The 17,624-nt window shown below is 70.1% G+C and carries 8 protein-coding genes, 1 tRNA gene, 1 rRNA gene and 1 pseudogene; 1 reads left to right on the top strand and 10 read right to left on the bottom strand.

All coding sequences use genetic code 11. The features are described 5' to 3' along the window. Positions 1 to 44 precede the first annotated feature (44 nt). The 7 genes from IEZ05_RS21185 to IEZ05_RS21155 all read right to left on the bottom strand — a co-directional run bounded on the left by IEZ05_RS21185 (position 45) and on the right by IEZ05_RS21155 (position 13,390). Positions 45 to 590, bottom strand: a complete 546-nt coding sequence (locus IEZ05_RS21185) for a CinA family protein (RefSeq protein WP_189231766.1) — start codon at positions 588 to 590, stop codon at positions 45 to 47. Further along, positions 587 to 1,360 (bottom strand): CDP-diacylglycerol--glycerol-3-phosphate 3-phosphatidyltransferase, encoded by a 774-nt coding sequence (gene pgsA, locus IEZ05_RS21180; protein ID WP_189231765.1) that lies wholly within the window; start codon positions 1,358 to 1,360, stop codon positions 587 to 589. Before pgsA ends, IEZ05_RS21185 begins: the two co-directional genes overlap by 4 nt. Continuing rightward, positions 1,357 to 2,826, bottom strand: a complete 1,470-nt coding sequence (gene rimO / locus IEZ05_RS21175; RefSeq protein WP_189231764.1) for a 30S ribosomal protein S12 methylthiotransferase RimO — start codon at positions 2,824 to 2,826, stop codon at positions 1,357 to 1,359. Before rimO ends, pgsA begins: the two co-directional genes overlap by 4 nt. A gap of 92 nt (positions 2,827 to 2,918) precedes the next feature. Beyond that, positions 2,919 to 3,770, bottom strand: coding sequence for a helix-turn-helix domain-containing protein (locus IEZ05_RS21170; RefSeq protein WP_189231763.1), 852 nt, complete (start codon positions 3,768 to 3,770; stop codon positions 2,919 to 2,921). A 262-nt stretch (positions 3,771 to 4,032) separates the two neighbouring features. Continuing rightward, complete coding sequence (locus IEZ05_RS21165) at positions 4,033 to 6,774, bottom strand: DNA translocase FtsK (protein ID WP_189231762.1); 2,742 nt, start codon at positions 6,772 to 6,774, stop codon at positions 4,033 to 4,035. Positions 6,775 to 6,915: 141 nt separating this feature from the next. Continuing rightward, the gene (locus IEZ05_RS21160) at positions 6,916 to 7,590 is read right to left on the bottom strand and encodes a response regulator (RefSeq protein WP_189231761.1); all 675 of its coding nucleotides are present in this window, start codon (positions 7,588 to 7,590) and stop codon (positions 6,916 to 6,918) included. Positions 7,591 to 7,915: 325 nt separating this feature from the next. Continuing rightward, complete coding sequence (locus tag IEZ05_RS21155; RefSeq protein ID WP_189231760.1) at positions 7,916 to 13,390, bottom strand: HAMP domain-containing protein; 5,475 nt, start codon at positions 13,388 to 13,390, stop codon at positions 7,916 to 7,918. 392 nt (positions 13,391 to 13,782) lie between these two features. Between IEZ05_RS21155 and IEZ05_RS21150 the strand changes: the two are divergent. After that, a pseudogene (locus IEZ05_RS21150) lies at positions 13,783 to 16,534 on the top strand (SpoIIE family protein phosphatase). A gap of 56 nt (positions 16,535 to 16,590) precedes the next feature. Here IEZ05_RS21150 and IEZ05_RS21145 read toward each other — a convergent pair. The 3 genes from IEZ05_RS21145 to rrf all read right to left on the bottom strand — a co-directional run. Then, positions 16,591 to 16,666 (bottom strand) — tRNA-Thr (locus IEZ05_RS21145). Between the two features lie 78 nt (positions 16,667 to 16,744). After that, entirely contained in the window at positions 16,745 to 17,407 is a 663-nt protein-coding gene (locus IEZ05_RS21140) for a DegT/DnrJ/EryC1/StrS family aminotransferase (RefSeq protein WP_189231990.1), read from the bottom strand. Positions 17,408 to 17,522: 115 nt separating this feature from the next. Then, positions 17,523 to 17,624: ribosomal RNA gene (gene rrf / locus IEZ05_RS21135) — 5S ribosomal RNA — on the bottom strand; the annotation flags it as partial.

Raw genomic sequence — 17,624 nt, 5'->3', positions numbered from 1 at the left:
GGCCGTGCGGGGAGCGATGTCGTGTTCACTCAGGGCTGCAAACATCAAAACCCCCCGTTCCGTTCCGTATCCTGTGCCCGCTCATTCCCGGTCTGTTCGCTCGCAAGCTCCCTCAGAAGAAGCGCGAGTACGCTCCGTACACTCTCCATACGAATTTCCGCGCGGTCGCCGTTCAACCGCAGCGCCTCCACTTTTCCGCCAGGGGCGGAACCGTCACATGGTGCGAAAGGTCCGTGCACGGCCACGTAGACCGTTCCGACCGGCTGTCCGTCCTGTGGATCGGGGCCCGCGACACCCGTCGTCGCGATACCCCAGTCGGCTCCCAGCGCCTTGCGCACGCCGGCCGCCATCTCCGCGGCCACCTGCGGATCCACCGCGCCTCGAGCCGCCAGCAAGTCGGCGTCGACGCCGAGCAGATCCCGCTTCAGTTCCGTGGCGTAGGCGGTCACCGAACCCCGGAAGACCTTCGACGCCCCCGGGACCGCGGTGATCCCGGCCGCCACCAGACCACCGGTCAGCGACTCGGCGATCGCGAGGGTCTCGCCCCTCACCGTGAGTAGTCGCACCACGTCGGTGGCCGTGGAACTCAACCTTCAGTCTCCTTCAACGCCGCCCTGCGCTCGGCGATTCCCCGCCGGCGCAGGACAATGGCCTGCTTCACATAGTCCAGTCCGGTCACCACGGTCAGGACGACCGCCGCAGCCATCACCCAGAACCTCAGGGTGGCCAGGGGCCCCGTCAGTGCCAGGACGTACATGCCGACGGCCACGCCCTGGGTGAGGGTCTTCAGCTTGCCGCCGCGGCTCGCCGGGATGACGCCGTACCGAATGACCAGGAAACGCAGCAGGGTGATCCCGAGTTCCCGGCCCAGGATGACGGCCGTGACCCACCAGGGCAGGTCGCCGAGCGCGGAGAGACAGATCAGCGCCGCACCCATGATCGCCTTGTCGGCGATGGGGTCGGCGATCTTCCCGAAGTCCGTGACGAGGTTGTAGGTGCGCGCCAGATGGCCGTCGAAGATGTCGGTGAACATGGCGACGGCGAAGGCCGCCCAGGCGAAGGATCGCCAGGCCGGGTCGTAGCCGCCGTTGCCCAGCATCAGCACCACGAAGACCGGCACGAGGACCAGCCGGAACATCGTCAGCAGATTGGCGACGTTCCAGACGCTCGCCTGGTTGACGGCGGCGGCCGCGATCTTGCCGCCGCGCCCGCCGGCACCGCCCTCGGTCGCACCCCGCTCCACGGCGCCCCCCGAAGTCTTGCGCTCGGCCGGTTCCTGCGCCGCGCCCGAGGCACCGCGCGGGCCGGTCCTGCGCGCACTGGAGGAGCCGCCCGCCGCGGACGCCGGGACTCCGGTCATCTGGCCGCCTCCTCGCTCCACGCGGGCGAGCCCGGCAGCGGCTCGGCCACCAGGTCGACACCCTCCGTACCGACCACCTTCGCGTCGACCATACGACCGGCACTCAGACCTTCGCCGCCCGTGAGCAGCACCTGGCCGTCCGTCTCCGGGGCCTGGTGGGCCGCACGCCCGTACACGCCGTCCTCGTCCACGGACTCCACGAGCACCCGCACGGTCGAGCCGACCCGCTCCTCGGCCCGCTGCGAGACGAGTTCCTCGGCCAGCCGGGACACGCGCGCCAGCCGCTCGGCGACGACGTCCTCGTCGACCTTGTTCTCGTAGGTCGCCGCCTCGGTGCCCTCCTCGTCGGAGTAGCCGAAGACGCCGATGGCGTCCAGCCGCGCGTGGTTCAGGAACCGCTCGAGCTCGGCGAGGTCGGCCTCGGTCTCGCCGGGGAAGCCGACGATGAAGTTGGAGCGCACGCCGGCCTCGGGGGCCTTGCTCCGGATGGTGTCCAGCAGCTCCAGGAAACGGTCGGTGTCGCCGAAGCGGCGCATGGCGCGCAGCACGTTCGGCGCGGAGTGCTGGAAGGACAGGTCGAAGTAGGGCATGACCTTCGGCGTCGAGGTCAGCACGTCGATCAGGCCCGGGCGCATCTCGGCCGGCTGGAGGTAGCTGACGCGCACCCGCTCGATGCCGTCGACGTCGGCCAGGTTCGGCAGCAGGGACTCCAGCAGGCGGATGTCGCCGAGGTCCTTGCCGTAGGAGGTGTTGTTCTCGGAGACCAGCATGACCTCCTTGACGCCCTGCTCGGCCAGCCACCGCGTCTCGTTCAGCACGTCGCTCGGGCGGCGCGAGATGAAGGAGCCCCGGAAGGACGGGATGGCGCAGAAGGAGCAGCGCCGGTCGCAGCCGGAGGCCAGCTTCACGGAGGCGACCGGGGAGCCGTCCAGGCGGCGGCGCAGGGGCGCGCGGGGGCCGGAGGCGGGGGCGACGCCCTCCGGGAGGTCGGCCGGTCCGTGCCCGGGCAGTGCGACGGCGGCGCCGGCCTCCTGCCGCTCGGCGGGGCTGATCGGCAGCAGCTTGCGCCGGTCGCGGGGGGTGTGGGCGGCGTGGACGCCGCCGCTGAGGATGGTCTGCAGCCGGTCGGAGATGTCGGCGTAGTCGTCGAAGCCGAGGACGCCGTCGGCCTCGGGCAGGGCCTCGGCGAGCTCCTTGCCGTACCGCTCGGCCATGCAGCCCACGGCCACCACGGCCTGGGTTCTGCCGTGACCCTTGAGGTCGTTGGCCTCCAGGAGGGCGTCGACGGAGTCCTTCTTGGCGGCCTCGACGAAGCCGCACGTGTTCACGACGGCGACGTCCGCTTCCTCGGCGTCCTCGACGAGCTTCCAGCCGTCCGCCTCCAGACGGCCGGCGAGCTCCTCCGAGTCCACCTCGTTACGGGCGCAGCCAAGGGTGACGAGTGCGACGGTACGGCTTTCAGGCATGGGCTCAAGACTACTTCGTCCCGCCGACAGCCCACGTCGACGGGGTTGGCCGATCTTGGCCAACCCCGTCGCGACTCGTCCCGTCGGTCCGTTTATCCGACCTGCGGGTCGCCCTTCGTGTACGTCAGGCGCTGCACGGAGCCGGGCTGGAAGTCGTCCTCGATCTTCTTGCCGTTCACGTACAGCTGGATCGCGCCGGCGTCGCCGAGGACCAGCTTGATCTTCTCGTTGTCCTGGAAGGTCTTGGAGTCACCCTGCTTGAGCAGGCCGTCGAACAGCTGCCGGCCGTTGTGGTCGTGGGCGGAGATCCAGCTGCGGCCCTCGTCGGCGCTGACCTTGACGGTCACCTTGTCGTGGGGCGCGGCGGCGATCGCGCTCTCGGACGGGTCCGGCTTCGGGTCGGCCGGCTTCTTCGGCTTGGCGCTCGGGGAGGCGGACCCGCCGGCCGTCGGCTGGGCCCCCTCGGCGACGCTCGCCTCGGAGCCGCCGTCGTCGCCGCCCTTGACGAAGGTGAAGCCGACGAAGCCGATCACGGCGACGATCGCGGCGACCATCGCCGCGGTCCAGTTGGGTCCGCGCCGTTCCGGGCGGATGCGTTCCGCCTCGAACAGGGGCGCGGCGGGGGTCGGGGCCGGGCGTCCGCCGTGATCGGCGTCGTACTGCGCGAGCAGCTCGGCCGGGTCGAGCCGGACGGCCTTGGCCAGGGTCCTGATGTGGCCGCGGGCGTAGACGTCGCCGCCGCACGGCGCGAAGTCGTCCGCCTCGATGGCGTGCACGATGGCGATACGGACGCGGGTGGCGCTGCTGATGTCGTCGACGGTCAACCCGGCGGCGATGCGCGCCTGTTGCAGGGCACGGCCGACAGAGGGGCGGGCTTCCTCAGAGATGTCTTCGGACACGCCTTCGATCGGACGCTCGTCTTCAGGGGAGTTGCCGATGGACACGGGGGCGCCTTTCGAGCGTTTAGCCGCCTGTGCTGGACGTTCAGTCTAGGGGGGGTACAAACGGGTGGGGCAACCGGACGGCGGGACTTGTACGCCATCGGTATGGCTTCGTGTCCCGATGGCGGTGTACCTCTTTGTCGCTTCCCTCAACTTGACGTACGCCATGGGGAAACGGTTGCTCAATGATCCCTAACGGGTGAGTCACGATCGGCCGGTCGGCCGTCCCGATCCGCCACGCGAGGTGATCCGCGCGTACCGTTCCCTACCCCTCAGACTCCCCCCGGATCACCGCGAGCACGCCGTCCAGCTCGTCAGCCTTCACAAGAACGTCACGAGCCTTCGAACCCTCGCTCGGTCCGACGATGTTCCGCGACTCCATGAGGTCCATCAGGCGTCCGGCCTTGGCGAAGCCGACGCGCAGCTTGCGCTGGAGCATGGAGGTCGATCCGAACTGGGTGGAGACGACCAGCTCGGCCGCCTGGCACAGCAGGTCGAGGTCGTCGCCGATGTCCTCGTCGATCTCCTTCTTCTGCTTGGTGCCGACGACGACGTCGTCCCGGAAGACGGGCGCCATCTGGTCCTTGCAGTGCTGGACGACGACCGCGACCTCCTCCTCGGTCACGAACGCGCCCTGCATACGGGTCGGCTTGTTCGCGCCCATCGGCAGGAAGAGGCCGTCGCCCTTGCCGATCAGCTTCTCCGCGCCGGGCTGGTCGAGGATGACCCGCGAGTCCGCCAGCGAGGAGGTGGCGAAGGCCAGCCGGGAGGGCACGTTCGCCTTGATCAGACCGGTGACGACGTCCACCGACGGCCGCTGTGTGGCGAGGACCAGGTGGATGCCGGCCGCACGCGCGAGCTGCGTGATGCGCACGATGGCGTCCTCGACGTCCCGGGGAGCAACCATCATCAGGTCGGCCAGCTCGTCGACGATCACCAGCAGGTACGGATAGGGCTGGAGCTCGCGCTCGCTGCCCTCGGGCGGCTTGACCTTGCCCTCGCGCACGGCACGGTTGAAGTCGTCGATGTGCCGGTAGCCGTAGGCCGCGAGGTCGTCGTAGCGCAGGTCCATCTCGCGCACCACCCACTGGAGCGCCTCGGCGGCCCGCTTCGGGTTGGTGATGATCGGCGTGATCAGGTGCGGGATGCCCTCGTACGCGGTCAGCTCGACGCGCTTGGGGTCGACCAGGATCATCCGGACGTCCTCCGGGGTCGCCCGCATCATGATCGAGGTGATCAGGCAGTTGATGCAGGACGACTTGCCGGATCCGGTGGCGCCGGCGACCAGCATGTGCGGCATCTTCGCCAGGGAGTGCATGACGTAACCGCCCTCGACGTCCTTGCCGAAGGCGACCAGCATCGGGTCGTCGTCCTCGGCGGACTCCGCGAGCCGCAGCACGTCGCCGAGATTGACCATCTCCCGGTCGGTGTTGGGGATCTCGATGCCGACCGCGGACTTGCCGGGGATCGGGCTGATGATCCGCACGTCGGGGCTGGCGACGGCGTACGCGATGTTCTTGGTCAGCGCGGTGATCCGCTCCACCTTCACGGCGGGCCCGAGCTCGACCTCGTACCGCGTGACCGTCGGGCCGCGGGTGAAGCCGGTGACGGCCGCGTCGACCTTGAACTCGGTGAAGACCGTGGTGAGCGAGGCCACGATGGCGTCGTTGGCGGCGCTGCGCGACTTACCGGGGCCGCCGCGCGTGAGGAGGTCGAGGGCCGGCAGGGAGTAGGTGATGTCACCGGAGAGCTGGAGCTGCTCGGCACGCGGCGGCAGCTCCCGCTCCTGCGGCAGCGGGGTCTTGGTGAGGTCGGGGACCTCCACCTTGGCCGGGTCCTGCCCGGTCGGGTCCTTCTTGAGCTTCCCGGGCTGCGGGCGCGCGGCCGGGACCGGCGTGGGCGTCGGTGTCGTCGGCTCGCGCTCCCCCGTGCTCACGCCCTGGGTGAGGTCGGCGACCAGCGGGGACGGTGGCATCCCGTGCAGGACGGCACCGTCGAGCGCGGCGGCGGCCGCGGCGGCGACGTCCACGGCGTCCATCGGCCGGTTCGCGTCGGGCTGCGGAACGGCGGACCGGCGGGGCCGCCCGCGGCGGCGGGCGAGCGCCTCCTGCTCGACACCGTCGGGGTCGTACGGCTCGGCGGGCGGTCCCCCGCGCCTGCGGGGACGCGCGGGCAGCGACTCGCGCCACTGGTCGTCGTACCGCTCGTCGTCGTCGCTGAACCGGTCCGTTTCCAGGTCGCGGACGAGCCCCAGCCGCTCGCCGAGCAACCGCAGCCGCTGCGGGATGGCGTTGACGGGGGTGGCCGTGACGACCAGCAGCCCGAAGACGGTGAGCAGCACGAGCAGCGGCACGGCGAGTACGTCGGTCATCGTGTACGACAGCGGGGTCGCCGCGCCCCAGCCGATCAGGCCGCCGGCGTCCCTTATGGCCTGCATGCCGGCGCTGCGGGCCGGTGAGCCGCAGGCGATGTGCACCTGGCCGAGCACGCCGACGACCAGGGCGGACAGGCCGATCACGATCCGGCCGTTGGCCTCGGGCTTCTCCGGATGCCGGATCAGACGCACGGCGACGGCGCCGAGCAGGATCGGCACGAGCAGGTCGAGCCGGCCGAAGGCTCCGGTCACCAGGATCTCGACGAGGTCGCCGACGGGGCCCTTCAGGTCGGCCCAGGTACCGGCGGCGACGATCAGCGCCATGCCGAGCAGCAGCAGCGCGACGCCGTCCTTGCGGTGCGCCGGGTCGAGGTTTTTCGCGCCCTGGCCTATGCCGCGGAAGACGGCGCCGACGGCGTGCGCGATGCCGAGCCAGAGGGCCCGGACGAGCCGGTAGACGCCGCCCGTGGGGCTGGGCACCGGGGCGGGCGCGGGCTTCTTCGCCGCGGCCTTCCGGGCGGGCGCCTTCTTCGCGGGTGCCTTTTTCGCGGCGGCCTTCCTCGCCGGAGCCTTCGCGGGAGCCGCCGCCTTCTTGGCGGGCTGCTTCTTGGCTGCGGAGGGACGTGAGGCCATAGGTGTGAGGTTACCGGTGGAGGCGGCGGTCGACACGCGTGCCTACCGCTTCACCCGTTCGTGTCGTCCGCGCGCGAGTCCGGAACTGACGCGGTGGGTACGGACGCTGACATGCCTTCACGGACCGCCCCACCGACAGCCTCAGTTCACCGCGGCCTGGCCTCCGGAGGAACCCGGTTCGAGGGCGTCCAGGGCTCGGCGCAGGCCCGTGAGCTTGCGCTCCAGATGGGCCGCGGTCGCCACCGCCGCCGCGTCGGTCGACTCGTCACCGAGCTGCTTGGAGAGCGCTTCGGCCTGCTCCTCGACGGCCGCCAGCCGCGCCGACAGCTCGGCGAGCAGTCCCGCCGGCTCCTTGGTCTCGACACCGGCGGACTTGCCGCCGCCCTCCAACTGCAGGCGCAGCAGTGCCGCCTGCTCGCGCAGCTGGCAGTTCTTCATGTAGAGCTCGACGAAGACGGAGACCTTCGCGCGCAGCACCCACGGGTCGAACGGCTTGGAGATGTAGTCCACCGCACCGGCCGCGTACCCGCGGAAGGTGTGGTGCGGCCCGTGGTTGATCGCGGTGAGGAAGATGATCGGGATGTCCCGGGTCCGCTCCCGCCGCTTGATGTGCGCGGCTGTCTCGAAACCGTCCATGCCCGGCATCTGGACGTCCAGCAGAATGACCGCGAAGTCATCCGTGAGCAGTGCTTTGAGCGCTTCCTCCCCGGACGATGCCCGCACCAGCGTCTGATCGAGCGCCGAGAGGATCGCCTCCAGCGCCAGCAGATTCTCCGGCCGGTCATCGACCAGGAGGATCTTGGCCTTCTGCACCATGGCCCGCCCTCCTCGCCCCGGCGTGGGGCCTCCCCTGTCCGCAGGACTTGGGGCAGCACCGGCGGGCGCCGCCCCAGGGGGCGACTCCCTTGCGTCGCCCGTCCTTGTGCCGGTCATCGTAGCCGCACCCCGCCTGTCGCCACACCCTGTCACCGCGATGTCACTGTGTACGTAGCACAAACGCGGCGGGAGACCAGAAGGTTCCCCGAATCCCGTACTTCTACACGACTTCGAGCACACTGAGTCAGCAACTCCGCGTGAACGCCGAAGTGCCACGCCACACCCACGGACACCACGTTCGCACACTGCCGCCCGGACGTGCCGCTCACTCCTCCCGCATCCACTGCTCCATCACCGTCAGCAGGTGGTCGGGGTCGACCGGCTTCGTGACGTAGTCGGAGGCGCCCGACTCGATCGCCTTCTCCCGGTCACCCTTCATCGCCTTGGCGGTCAGCGCGATGATCGGGAGCCCGGCGAACTGGGGCATCCGACGGATCGCCGTGGTCGTCGCATACCCGTCCATCTCGGGCATCATGATGTCCATCAGGACGACCGCGACATCCTCGTGCTGCTCCAGCACCTCGATGCCCTCCCGGCCGTTCTCGGCGTACAGCACGGACAGGCCGTGCTGCTCCAGGACGCTGGTGAGCGCGAAGACGTTGCGGATGTCGTCGTCGACGATCAGCACCTTCTGGCCGCCGAACCTGATGCTCCGGTGCGGCTGCGACACCGTGTCCTGCCCGCCGGCCGGCCGCCGCTCCTGCGGGGCCACCTGCTCGTCGGCCTCCGGCACGGCCCTGCGGCGGCGCCGGAACAGCGCCGCGGCACCGTTCTGCACGTCCTGGTACGACTTCACCTCGGCCGGCGTCTCGACCTGGGTCTCCGGCAGCTCGGCCGGGGCGCTCGAGGAGGCCGACGACTCGCCCGTCTCCAGGGACGGCATGGCCTGCGGGTAACCCTGCGGCGGCAGCTCGCTCGGGTGCAACGGCAGGTAGAGCGTGAACGTGGACCCGCGTCCCGGCTCGCTCTGCGCGTGGATCTCGCCGCCCAGCAGCTGCGCGATCTCCCGCGAGATGGACAGCCCCAGTCCCGTGCCGCCGTACTTGCGGCTGGTGGTGCCGTCGGCCTGCTTGAACGCCTCGAAGATCACCCGCATCTTGCTGGCCGCGATCCCGATGCCGGTGTCGCTCACCGAGAACGCGATCAGCTCGGCGCCCGGGTCGGTCATCGAGCCGGCCTCCAGCAGCTGTTCCCGGATGCCCTGCGGAACGTCGTCCCGGGCCGGCCGGATGACCAGCTCGACGGCTCCGGAGTCGGTGAACTTCACCGCGTTGGACAGCAGGTTGCGCAGCACCTGGAGCAGCCGCTGCTCGTCGGTGTGCAGGGTGGCGGGCAGCTCCGGCGACACCCGCACCGACAGGTCCAGGCCCTTCTCCGCGGTCAGCGGCCGGAAGGTGGCCTCCACGTAGTCGACGAGCTGGACGAGCGCGATCCGCGTCGGCGAGACGTCCATCTTGCCCGCCTCGACCTTCGACAGGTCCAGGATGTCGTTGATGAGCTGGAGCAGGTCGGAACCGGCACCGTGAATGGTCTCGGCGAACTCGACCTGCTTCGGGGACAGGTTCGCGTCGGCGTTGTCGGCGAGCAACTTGGCCAGAATCAGCAGGGAATTGAGCGGCGTACGCAGCTCGTGCGACATGTTGGCCAGGAACTCGCTCTTGTAGCGCATGGAGACCGCGAGCTGTTCGGCGCGCTCCTCCAGGACCTGCCGCGCCTCCTCGATCTCGGTGTTCTTCACCTCGATGTCGCGGTTCTGCTGCGCCAACAGCTCGGCCTTCTCCTCGAGTTCGGCGTTGGACGACTGGAGCGCCTTCTGCCGCTGCTCCAACTCCGCGGACCGCTCCCGCAGTTGCTCGGTCAGCTCCTGCGACTGCTTGAGCAGCACCTCCGTCTTGGTGTTGACGGAGATGGTGTTGACGCTGGTCGCGATCATCTCGGCGATCTGGTTGAGGAAGTCCTTCTGGATCTGCGTGAACGGGGTGAAGGACGCCAGCTCGATGACGCCGAGCACCTGCCCCTCGAACAGCACCGGCAGGACGATCACCTGGGCGGGCGGGGCCTCCCCGAGCCCGGAGGAGATCTTCAGGTAGCCGCTCGGCGCGTTCTCCACCAGGATGGTCCGCTTCTCCTGGGCGGCGGTTCCGACCAGCGCCTCCCCCGGCCGGAACGAGGTGGGCATGGACCCCATCGAGTAGCCGTACGACCCGAGCATGCGCAGCTCGTACTGGTCGTCGTCGGCACCGGCCTGCTCCTGGCCGTCGACCAGCGGCATGGCCAGGAAGAACGCGCCGTGCTGTGCGGAGACCACCGGGGTCAGTTCGCTCATGATCAGCGAGGCCACGTCCTGGAGGTCCCGGCGGCCCTGCATCAGCGCGGAGATGCGGGCGAGATTGCCCTTCAGCCAGTCCTGCTCCTTGTTGGCGATCGTGGTGTCGCGCAGGTTGGCGATCATCTTGTTGATGTAGTCCTGGAGCTCGGAGATCTCCCCGGAGGCGTCCACGTCGATCTTCAGGTTCAGGTCACCGCGGGTCACCGCGGTCGCCACGCGCGCGATGGCACGGACCTGCCGGGTCAGGTTCCCGGCCATCTCGTTCACGGACTCCGTCAGGTCCCGCCAGGTGCCGTCCACGTCCCGCACCCGTGCCTGCCCGCCGAGCTGGCCCTCCGTACCCACCTCGCGGGCCACGCGGGTCACCTCCTCGGCGAAGGAGGACAGCTGGTCGACCATCGTGTTGATCGTGGTCTTCAGCTCGAGGATCTCACCGCGCGCGTCGATGTCGATCTTCTTCGTCAGGTCGCCCTTGGCGATGGCGGTCGTGACCATGGCGATGTTGCGCACCTGACCGGTCAGGTTGGACGCCATCTGGTTCACCGACTCGGTGAGGTCCTTCCACGTACCGGACACGCCCGGCACGTGCGCCTGCCCGCCGAGGATGCCGTCCGTACCCACCTCGCGGGCCACCTTGGTGACCTGGTCCGCGAACGAACTCAGCGTCTTCACCATGGTGTTGAAGGTCTCGGCGAGCTGCGCGACCTCACCGCGCGCCTCGATCGTCACCGTCCGCGTCAGGTCGCCGTTGGCGACGGCGGCGGCCACCTGGGAAATGTTCCTCACCTGAACGGTGAGGTTCTTCGCCATCAGGTTGACGTTGTCGCTGAGGTCCTTCCAGATGCCCACGACACCCGGCACGTGCGCCTGGCCGCCGAGGATGCCCTCGGTGCCCACCTCGCGCGCCACCCGCGTGACCTGCTCGGCGAAGGACGACAACTGGTCGACCATGGTGTTCACGGTGGTGACGAGCTCGAGGATCTCGCCCTTGGCGTCGACGGTGATCTTCTTGGACAGGTCGCCCTTGGCCACGGCGGTCGTGACCTCGGCGATGTTGCGGACCTGCATGGTCAGGTTGTTGGCCATGCCGTTCACGGACTGCGTGAGGTCCTTCCAGGTGCCGGAGACCCCCTGCACCTCGGCCTGGCCGCCGAGGATGCCCTCGGTACCGACCTCCCGCGCGACGCGCGTGACCTCCTGGGCGAACGACGACAGCTGGTCCACCATCGTGTTCAGCGTGTTCTTGAGCTCCAGGATCTCCCCGCGCGCGTCCACGGTGATCTTCTGGGACAGGTCACCGCGGGCCACCGCCGTCGCGACCTGCGCGATGTTGCGGACCTGCGCGGTGAGGTTGCCGGCCATGCCGTTCACCGAGTCGGTCAGGTCGCGCCACACACCGGCGACCCCGGGCACCTGCGCCTGACCGCCGAGACGGCCCTCCGTGCCCACCTCGCGGGCCACGCGCGTGACCTGCTCGGCGAACGACGACAACTGGTCCACCATCGTGTTGATGGTGTTCTTCAGCTCCAGGATCTCCCCGCGCGCGTCGACGTCGATCTTCTGGGAGAGGTCGCCGCGGGCCACCGCCGTCGTCACCTGCGCGATGTTGCGCACCTGGGAGGTCAGGTTCCCCGCCATCGAGTTGACGGAGTCCGTGAGCTCCTTCCAGGTGCCCGACACCCCGTCGACCCGGGCCTGACCGCCGAGGCGGCCCTCCGTGCCCACGTCCCGCGCCATCCGGGTCACCTGGTCGGCGAAGCTGGAGAGCTGGTCCACCATCGTGTTCACGGTGTTCTTCAGCTGGAGCATCTCGCCGGAGACGTCCACGGTGACCTTCTGCGACAGGTCACCGTTGGCCACGGCCGTCGTCACCTGGGCGATGTTCCTCACCTGACCGGTGAGGTTGCGGAACGCCGTGTTGACGGAGTCGGTGAGGTCCTTCCACGTGCCCGCCGCCCCCGGCACCTGCGCCTGGCCGCCCAGCTCACCCTCGACACCGACCTCCCGGGCCACGCGGGTGACCTCGGCCCCGAAGGAGGACAACTGGTCCACCATCGTGTTGACGGTGTTCTTCAGCTCCAGCATCTCGCCGGCCACGTCTACCGTGACCTTCTGCGACAGGTCCCCGTTGGCCACCGCCGTCGTCACCGCGGCGATGTCACGCACCTGAGTGGTCAGGTTCCGGAAGACGGTGTTGACGGAGTCGGTCAGGTCCTTCCAGATCCCCGCCGCACCCGGCACGTTCGCCTGACCGCCGAGCTGCCCCTCACCGCCGACCTCGTTGGCCACCCGCGTGACCTCGTCCGCGAAGATCCGCAGCGTCTCGGTCATCTGGTTGATCGTCTCGGCGAGCTGCGCGACCTCGCCGCGCGCCGGCACGGTCACCTTCAGCGACAGGTCACCGTTGGCGACCGCGGTCGTCACCTCGGAGATCCCCCGCACCTGGGCCGTCAGGTTCCCGGCCATGGTGTTGACGGAGTCCGTGAGCTCCTTCCACACACCCGCCACCCCGGGCACCTGCGCCTGACCGCCCAGCGCGCCCTCGGTACCCACCTCACGGGCGACACGCGTCACCTCGGAGGAGAACGCGGAGAGCTGGTCCACCATCGTGTTGACGGTGTTCTTCAGCTCCAGCATCTCGCCGGCCACGTGAACCGTGACCTTCCGGGACAGATCCCCCTTGGCCACGGCCGTCGTCACCAGTGCGATGTCCCGCACCTGCGCGGTCAGCCGGTACGCCATCGTGTTGACGGAGTCCGTGAGGTCCTTCCAGGACCCGGACATGCCGCGCACCTGGGCCTGCCCGCCGAGCTTGCCCTCGGTACCGACCTCACTGGCCACCCGCGTGACCTCGTCCGTGAACGTCGACAACTGGTCGACCAGGTTGTTCACGGTCCGTCCGACCTTCAGGAACTCCCCGCGCAGCGGATGCCCGGAGCCCTCCACCGTCTGCGTCCGCAGTTCCATGCGGGGCGACAGGTCGCCGTCCGCCACCGCCGACAGCACCCGGCTGACCTCGGAGACGGGCCGCACGAGGTCGTCCACGAGCGCGTTGGAGTTGTCGATCGCGGTCGCCCAGGACCCCTCGCAGGCCCCCGTCTCCAGCCGCTCCGTGAGCTTTCCTTCGCGTCCGACCATCCGCCGCACCCGGGCCAGCTCGCCCGTGAGATGCAGATTGCGGTCGGCCACCTCGTTGAAGACCGCCGCGATCTCCGACATCACGCCGTCCCCGGACACCGTGAGCCGCTTGCGGAAGTTCCCCTCCCGCATGGCCACGAGCGCCGTGAGCAGGCGGTTCAGCGCCGCCGTGTCGACCGTCGTCGTACCGCCTCGTGTCTTGCCCTGCTTACTCAGGGACTGTCCGCCTTTCGCGCGCGTCTTCGTGGCCCGCGTCGCTGCGCCAGACTCCACTGTGTCCCTCCCGCAGGGGTCGACCGTTACTGCTTGTGCCCGGCGCACCTCACGGTGACCGGTTACTGCCGCGCGCTTCCTGTGCCGCCGCGTGCTCCGGCCCGGCTGGCCGGGCCACTGCCAGGGCTGCTGCCCATGGAGCCCGCTCGGCATTCGGCCTGCCCGGACGCACACAGGAAGCCTGCCCAGTGTTTCACCCCGGCCGAACCAGGCCATAACAGTTCGGCAGCTTCGCACATCGTCCGCACACCCTCTGGGCGGAAACACTGCAGACCGGCATCCGCGGGGGCGGCGAAGGTAAGTAACCTTGCATGCGGCTGTCCAGCCATGCCGGTTCTGTCCGGCCTGGGCGGTGGCACGAGACGAGCGGGCACGGAGGGGCGGCCGGACACATGACCACCGGACTGATCCCGGGGGAGCAGCCCCCGGATCACGGGCCGACGGACGGCCTGCCGCAGCAGCGGCACGAGCCGGTCGGCCATGAGGCCGTGCACGTGCACGTGGACGTGGAGAGAGGGTCGAGGAGTTCTGTGATCACCGCGCGCGCGGCCGCCAGTTTCGAGCCCGTCGGACGATCGGTGGCGAGCGCACGTTCCTTCGTCCGCGACACCCTCCAGGGCTGGGGCCATGCCGACATCGTCGACGACGCCGTGGTGCTCACCAGCGAACTGGTGACCAACGCCGTCGTGCACGCCGGCACCGCCGCCGACGTGGTGTGCCTGCGCAGTGACGACGGCGTGCGCATCGAGGTGGGCGACCGCTACCCCGAGCGCGAGGTGCCGATCCAGGGCTCGGCCGTCAACATGGGCAGCCCCGACCGCGAGGGCGGACGCGGCCTCCAGCTCTGCGCGGCCCTCGCCGGCCACTGGGGCGTCGAGTACACACCCACGCACAAGAACGTCTGGTTCCAGCTGGACTTGCCCGCACGCGCGGTCGGTACCCGTTCCGCGGGCCCGGCCCTCCCGGCCGAGCTGCTGCCCGTCGCCGACGGCCGCGTCCGTGTCGCCGTCGTCCAGATCGACCGCACCGGCGCCATCACCGCCTGGAACGAGGACGCCGAGGAGCTCTTCGGCTACCCGGCCGAGCAGGTCACCGGCAAGCCGCTGACCGACCTCGCCGCCTGGCCGCACACCCCGGGCACCAGCACCGGCATCGTCGAGGCACTCCAGCTCTCCCGCTGGGAGGGCAGCTACGGCATAAGGGGCGCCAACGGCCGCGTCACCCCGGTCTACGCCTCCCACCTGCGCGTCCGTGACGCCGGTGGGGAACCCTCCACGGTCTGCCTCCTCGTGCGGGACGACGAGCGCGCCGTGCTGCAGACACCGCTGCGCGTGCCCGCCTCCGACTCCGGCGGCTCCTCCGACGGCCAGAGCACCGACCCCTTCGAGGTGTTCATCGGCTCCCCCGCCCCGGACGACCTCGACGGCCTCCTCCAGCGCACGGTCGAACGCGCCCGCGACATGCTGGACGCCGACGCCGCCTTCCTGCTGCTAGCCACCGACGACGAGACGGAGCTGGAGGTCCGCGCCTCCACCGGCCTGCCCTCCGCCCGCCAGCGCTTCGCCCGCGTCCCCGTCGAGGCGGGCCCCGGCCGCTACGGCTCCGCGCGCATGCCCGCCGTCCACGACGACCTCGCCGTGGTCCCCGGTGCCGTCCCGCTGCTGAACGGCACCGGCATGCGCTCGGTCGTCACCGTCCCCCTCAAGGTCGAGGGCCGCCTCACCGGCTCCCTCGGCGTCGCGGCCGAATCCGCCGGCCGGTACTCCAACGAGGAGGCCCTGCGTCTCCAGTTCGCCGCCGACCGCATCGCCCTCGCCGTCGAGTCGGCCCGCCTGGGCGAGCTGGAGCGGCTGCGCCGCGGCTCGCTCAGCTTCCTCGTCGAGGCCTCCGACCTCCTCGCCGGCACCCTGGACCGTGACCAGACCCTGGCCCTCATGGCACAGATGACGGTCCCGACCCTGGCCACCTGGTGCGCCGTCTACACGATCGCCGACCAGGCCTCGGACCCGTACCTGTCGTACGTCCTGCACGAGGACGAGGAACTGATCGACGGCATCAAGTCCCTGCTCTCCAAGATCGACCCGCCCGACCCGGTGCCCACCCCGGGCGCCCGCGTCTGGACGGCTCCCGCGGAGGTCGCGCACCAGGCGGCGCTGCGCAGCTCCATGCGCAGCCTCGGCCTGAGCGGCGGCCCCACCCAGAAGGTCAGCTCCGGCATCGGCCCGACGCTGGCCACGGCCTCCGCCGTCGGCGGCGAGACCGTCGTCCTGCCCCTGGTCGCCCGCAACCGCGTCATCGGCATGCTGACCCTCGGCAAGCCCACCGACGAGCACTTCCGCCAGGAGATCCTGGAACTCGCCGAGGACCTGTCCCGCCGAGCCGCCCTGGCCCTGGACAACGCCCGCCTGTACTCGGAGCGCACGGCCATCAGCCAGTCCCTCCAGCGCAGCCTGCTGCCGCCGGAGCTCCCCCTGATCGACGGCGTCGAGGTCGAGGTCATCTACCGCGCGGCCGGCGAGGGCAACGAGGTCGGCGGCGACTTCTACGACCTCTTCCCCATCAGCGACGGCGCCTACGGCTTCGCCATCGGCGACGTCTGCGGTACGGGCCCGAACGCGGCGGCGGTCACGGGCCTGGCCCGGCACGCCCTGCGCCTGCTGGCCCGCGAGGGACTGAGCGGGCCAGCGGTGCTGGAGCGCCTCAACTCCGCCATCCTCGACGAGGGCGCCCGCAGCCGCTTCCTCACCCTCCTTTACGGCGAGATGCGCCCGCAGGAGGACGGCAGCGCCGAGCTGAAGGTCGTCTGCGCCGGCCATCCCCTTCCCCTGCGCCTGCGCCAGGACGGCACGGTGGAACCGGCTGCCGAACCGCAGCCGCTGCTCGGCGTCCTGGAGGACCTGGAGCTCTACGAGCAGACGGTCACCCTGGATGCTCTGCGTCACGGACGGCGTCACGGAGCGCCGCGAGGGCACGCGCATGCTGGGTGACGACGGCCTCGCCGACGTCCTGACCACCTGCACGGGCCTGACGGCGGGCGCGGTGGCGGCCCGCATCATGCGCGCCGTGGAGCGCTTCGCGTCGGACGCGCCGTCCGACGACATGGCCATCCTGGCGATGCGGGTGCCGGAGCCGCACGCGGACTGACACACCGGACCAGGGCATGCGAAAGGCCCCGCCCGATGGGCGGGGCCTTTCTGCTGTGGAGCCCCCAAACGGAATCGAACCGTTGACCTTCTCCTTACCATGGAGACGCTCTACCGACTGAGCTATAGGGGCCTGTCGCCTTTTCGAGGTTTCCCCCGCGGCAACGGAATAGATCATACCCCGAACAGACGGGTGCTCCCAACACGGCTTTCAGTGCGCGGGTTGCAGCAGCCCGCCCAGTGCATTGCAGGCGGACACGATCCGCTGCATGTCCCGCTTCGTCAGCGAGGCGTCCACCGGCAGCGCGAGGGTCTCGTCGGCGGCCCGCTCCGTCTCCGGCAAGGACACGCAACGCCGGAACCCGGGCAGCCGGTGCACAGGTGTCTGCACCGGCACCCGGCAGTCGACTCCCCTGACCCGCACGGCCCGGGCGAATGCGTCCCGGTCGGGCCGGCCGTTGCCCGGCACCCGCACCACGTACTGCTGGTAGGTGTGCCCGTCGCCTCCGTCGGGGGTGCGCACGCCCTTCAACTTCCCGTCGAGGTAGGCCGCCCGCTCCCTGCGCTGCGCTATGTCGTCGTACGGCCCGTCGGACTCCCCCTGCTCCAGGACGAGCAGCCCGTACCGCTGCCCGACCTCGTGCAGCCGAGCCATGTCCGCCGGCCGCCCGAAGCGGTGTACGGCGACGACGGCCGCGGTCCGGGGTGTCAGCGCCGCCTCCACGGCGGACGTGTCCAGGCAGTACGTCGCCGGATCTATGTCGGCGAACACCGGCAACGCGCCGATGAGGGCCACGTGTTCAGCGACCTCCGCGTTCCCGAAGGCGGCCACGACGACCTCGTCACCGACGCCTACGCCGGCGGCCCTGAGCATGGCAGCAGTACTCATGCCGACGATGCTGGTCGCGCCACGTGAACGTCAAGTGACGCACAACAAAAAAGGGTTGGACCCGGAACCGAAGTTCGGGGTCCAACCCTTTTGAATGATTGTTCGGCGGCGTCCTACTCTCCCACAGGGTCCCCCCTGCAGTACCATCGGCGCTGAAAGGCTTAGCTTCCGGGTTCGGAATGTAACCGGGCGTTTCCCTAAC

This window comes from Streptomyces flaveolus, assembly GCF_014648815.1.
Lineage (GTDB): Bacteria > Actinomycetota > Actinomycetes > Streptomycetales > Streptomycetaceae > Streptomyces > Streptomyces flaveolus.
This window is presented reverse-complemented; position numbering and strand designations above follow the sequence as displayed.

Coding starts and splice junctions, on each gene's coding strand:
- IEZ05_RS21140 (WP_189231990.1), bottom strand. CDS start 17,407: ATGCTCAGGGCCGCCGGCGTAGGCGTCGGTGACGAGGTCGTCGTGGCC.
- IEZ05_RS21160 (WP_189231761.1), bottom strand. CDS start 7,590: ATGGTGCAGAAGGCCAAGATCCTCCTGGTCGATGACCGGCCGGAGAAT.
- IEZ05_RS21165 (WP_189231762.1), bottom strand. CDS start 6,774: ATGGCCTCACGTCCCTCCGCAGCCAAGAAGCAGCCCGCCAAGAAGGCG.
- pgsA (WP_189231765.1), bottom strand. CDS start 1,360: ATGACCGGAGTCCCGGCGTCCGCGGCGGGCGGCTCCTCCAGTGCGCGC.
- rimO (WP_189231764.1), bottom strand. CDS start 2,826: ATGCCTGAAAGCCGTACCGTCGCACTCGTCACCCTTGGCTGCGCCCGT.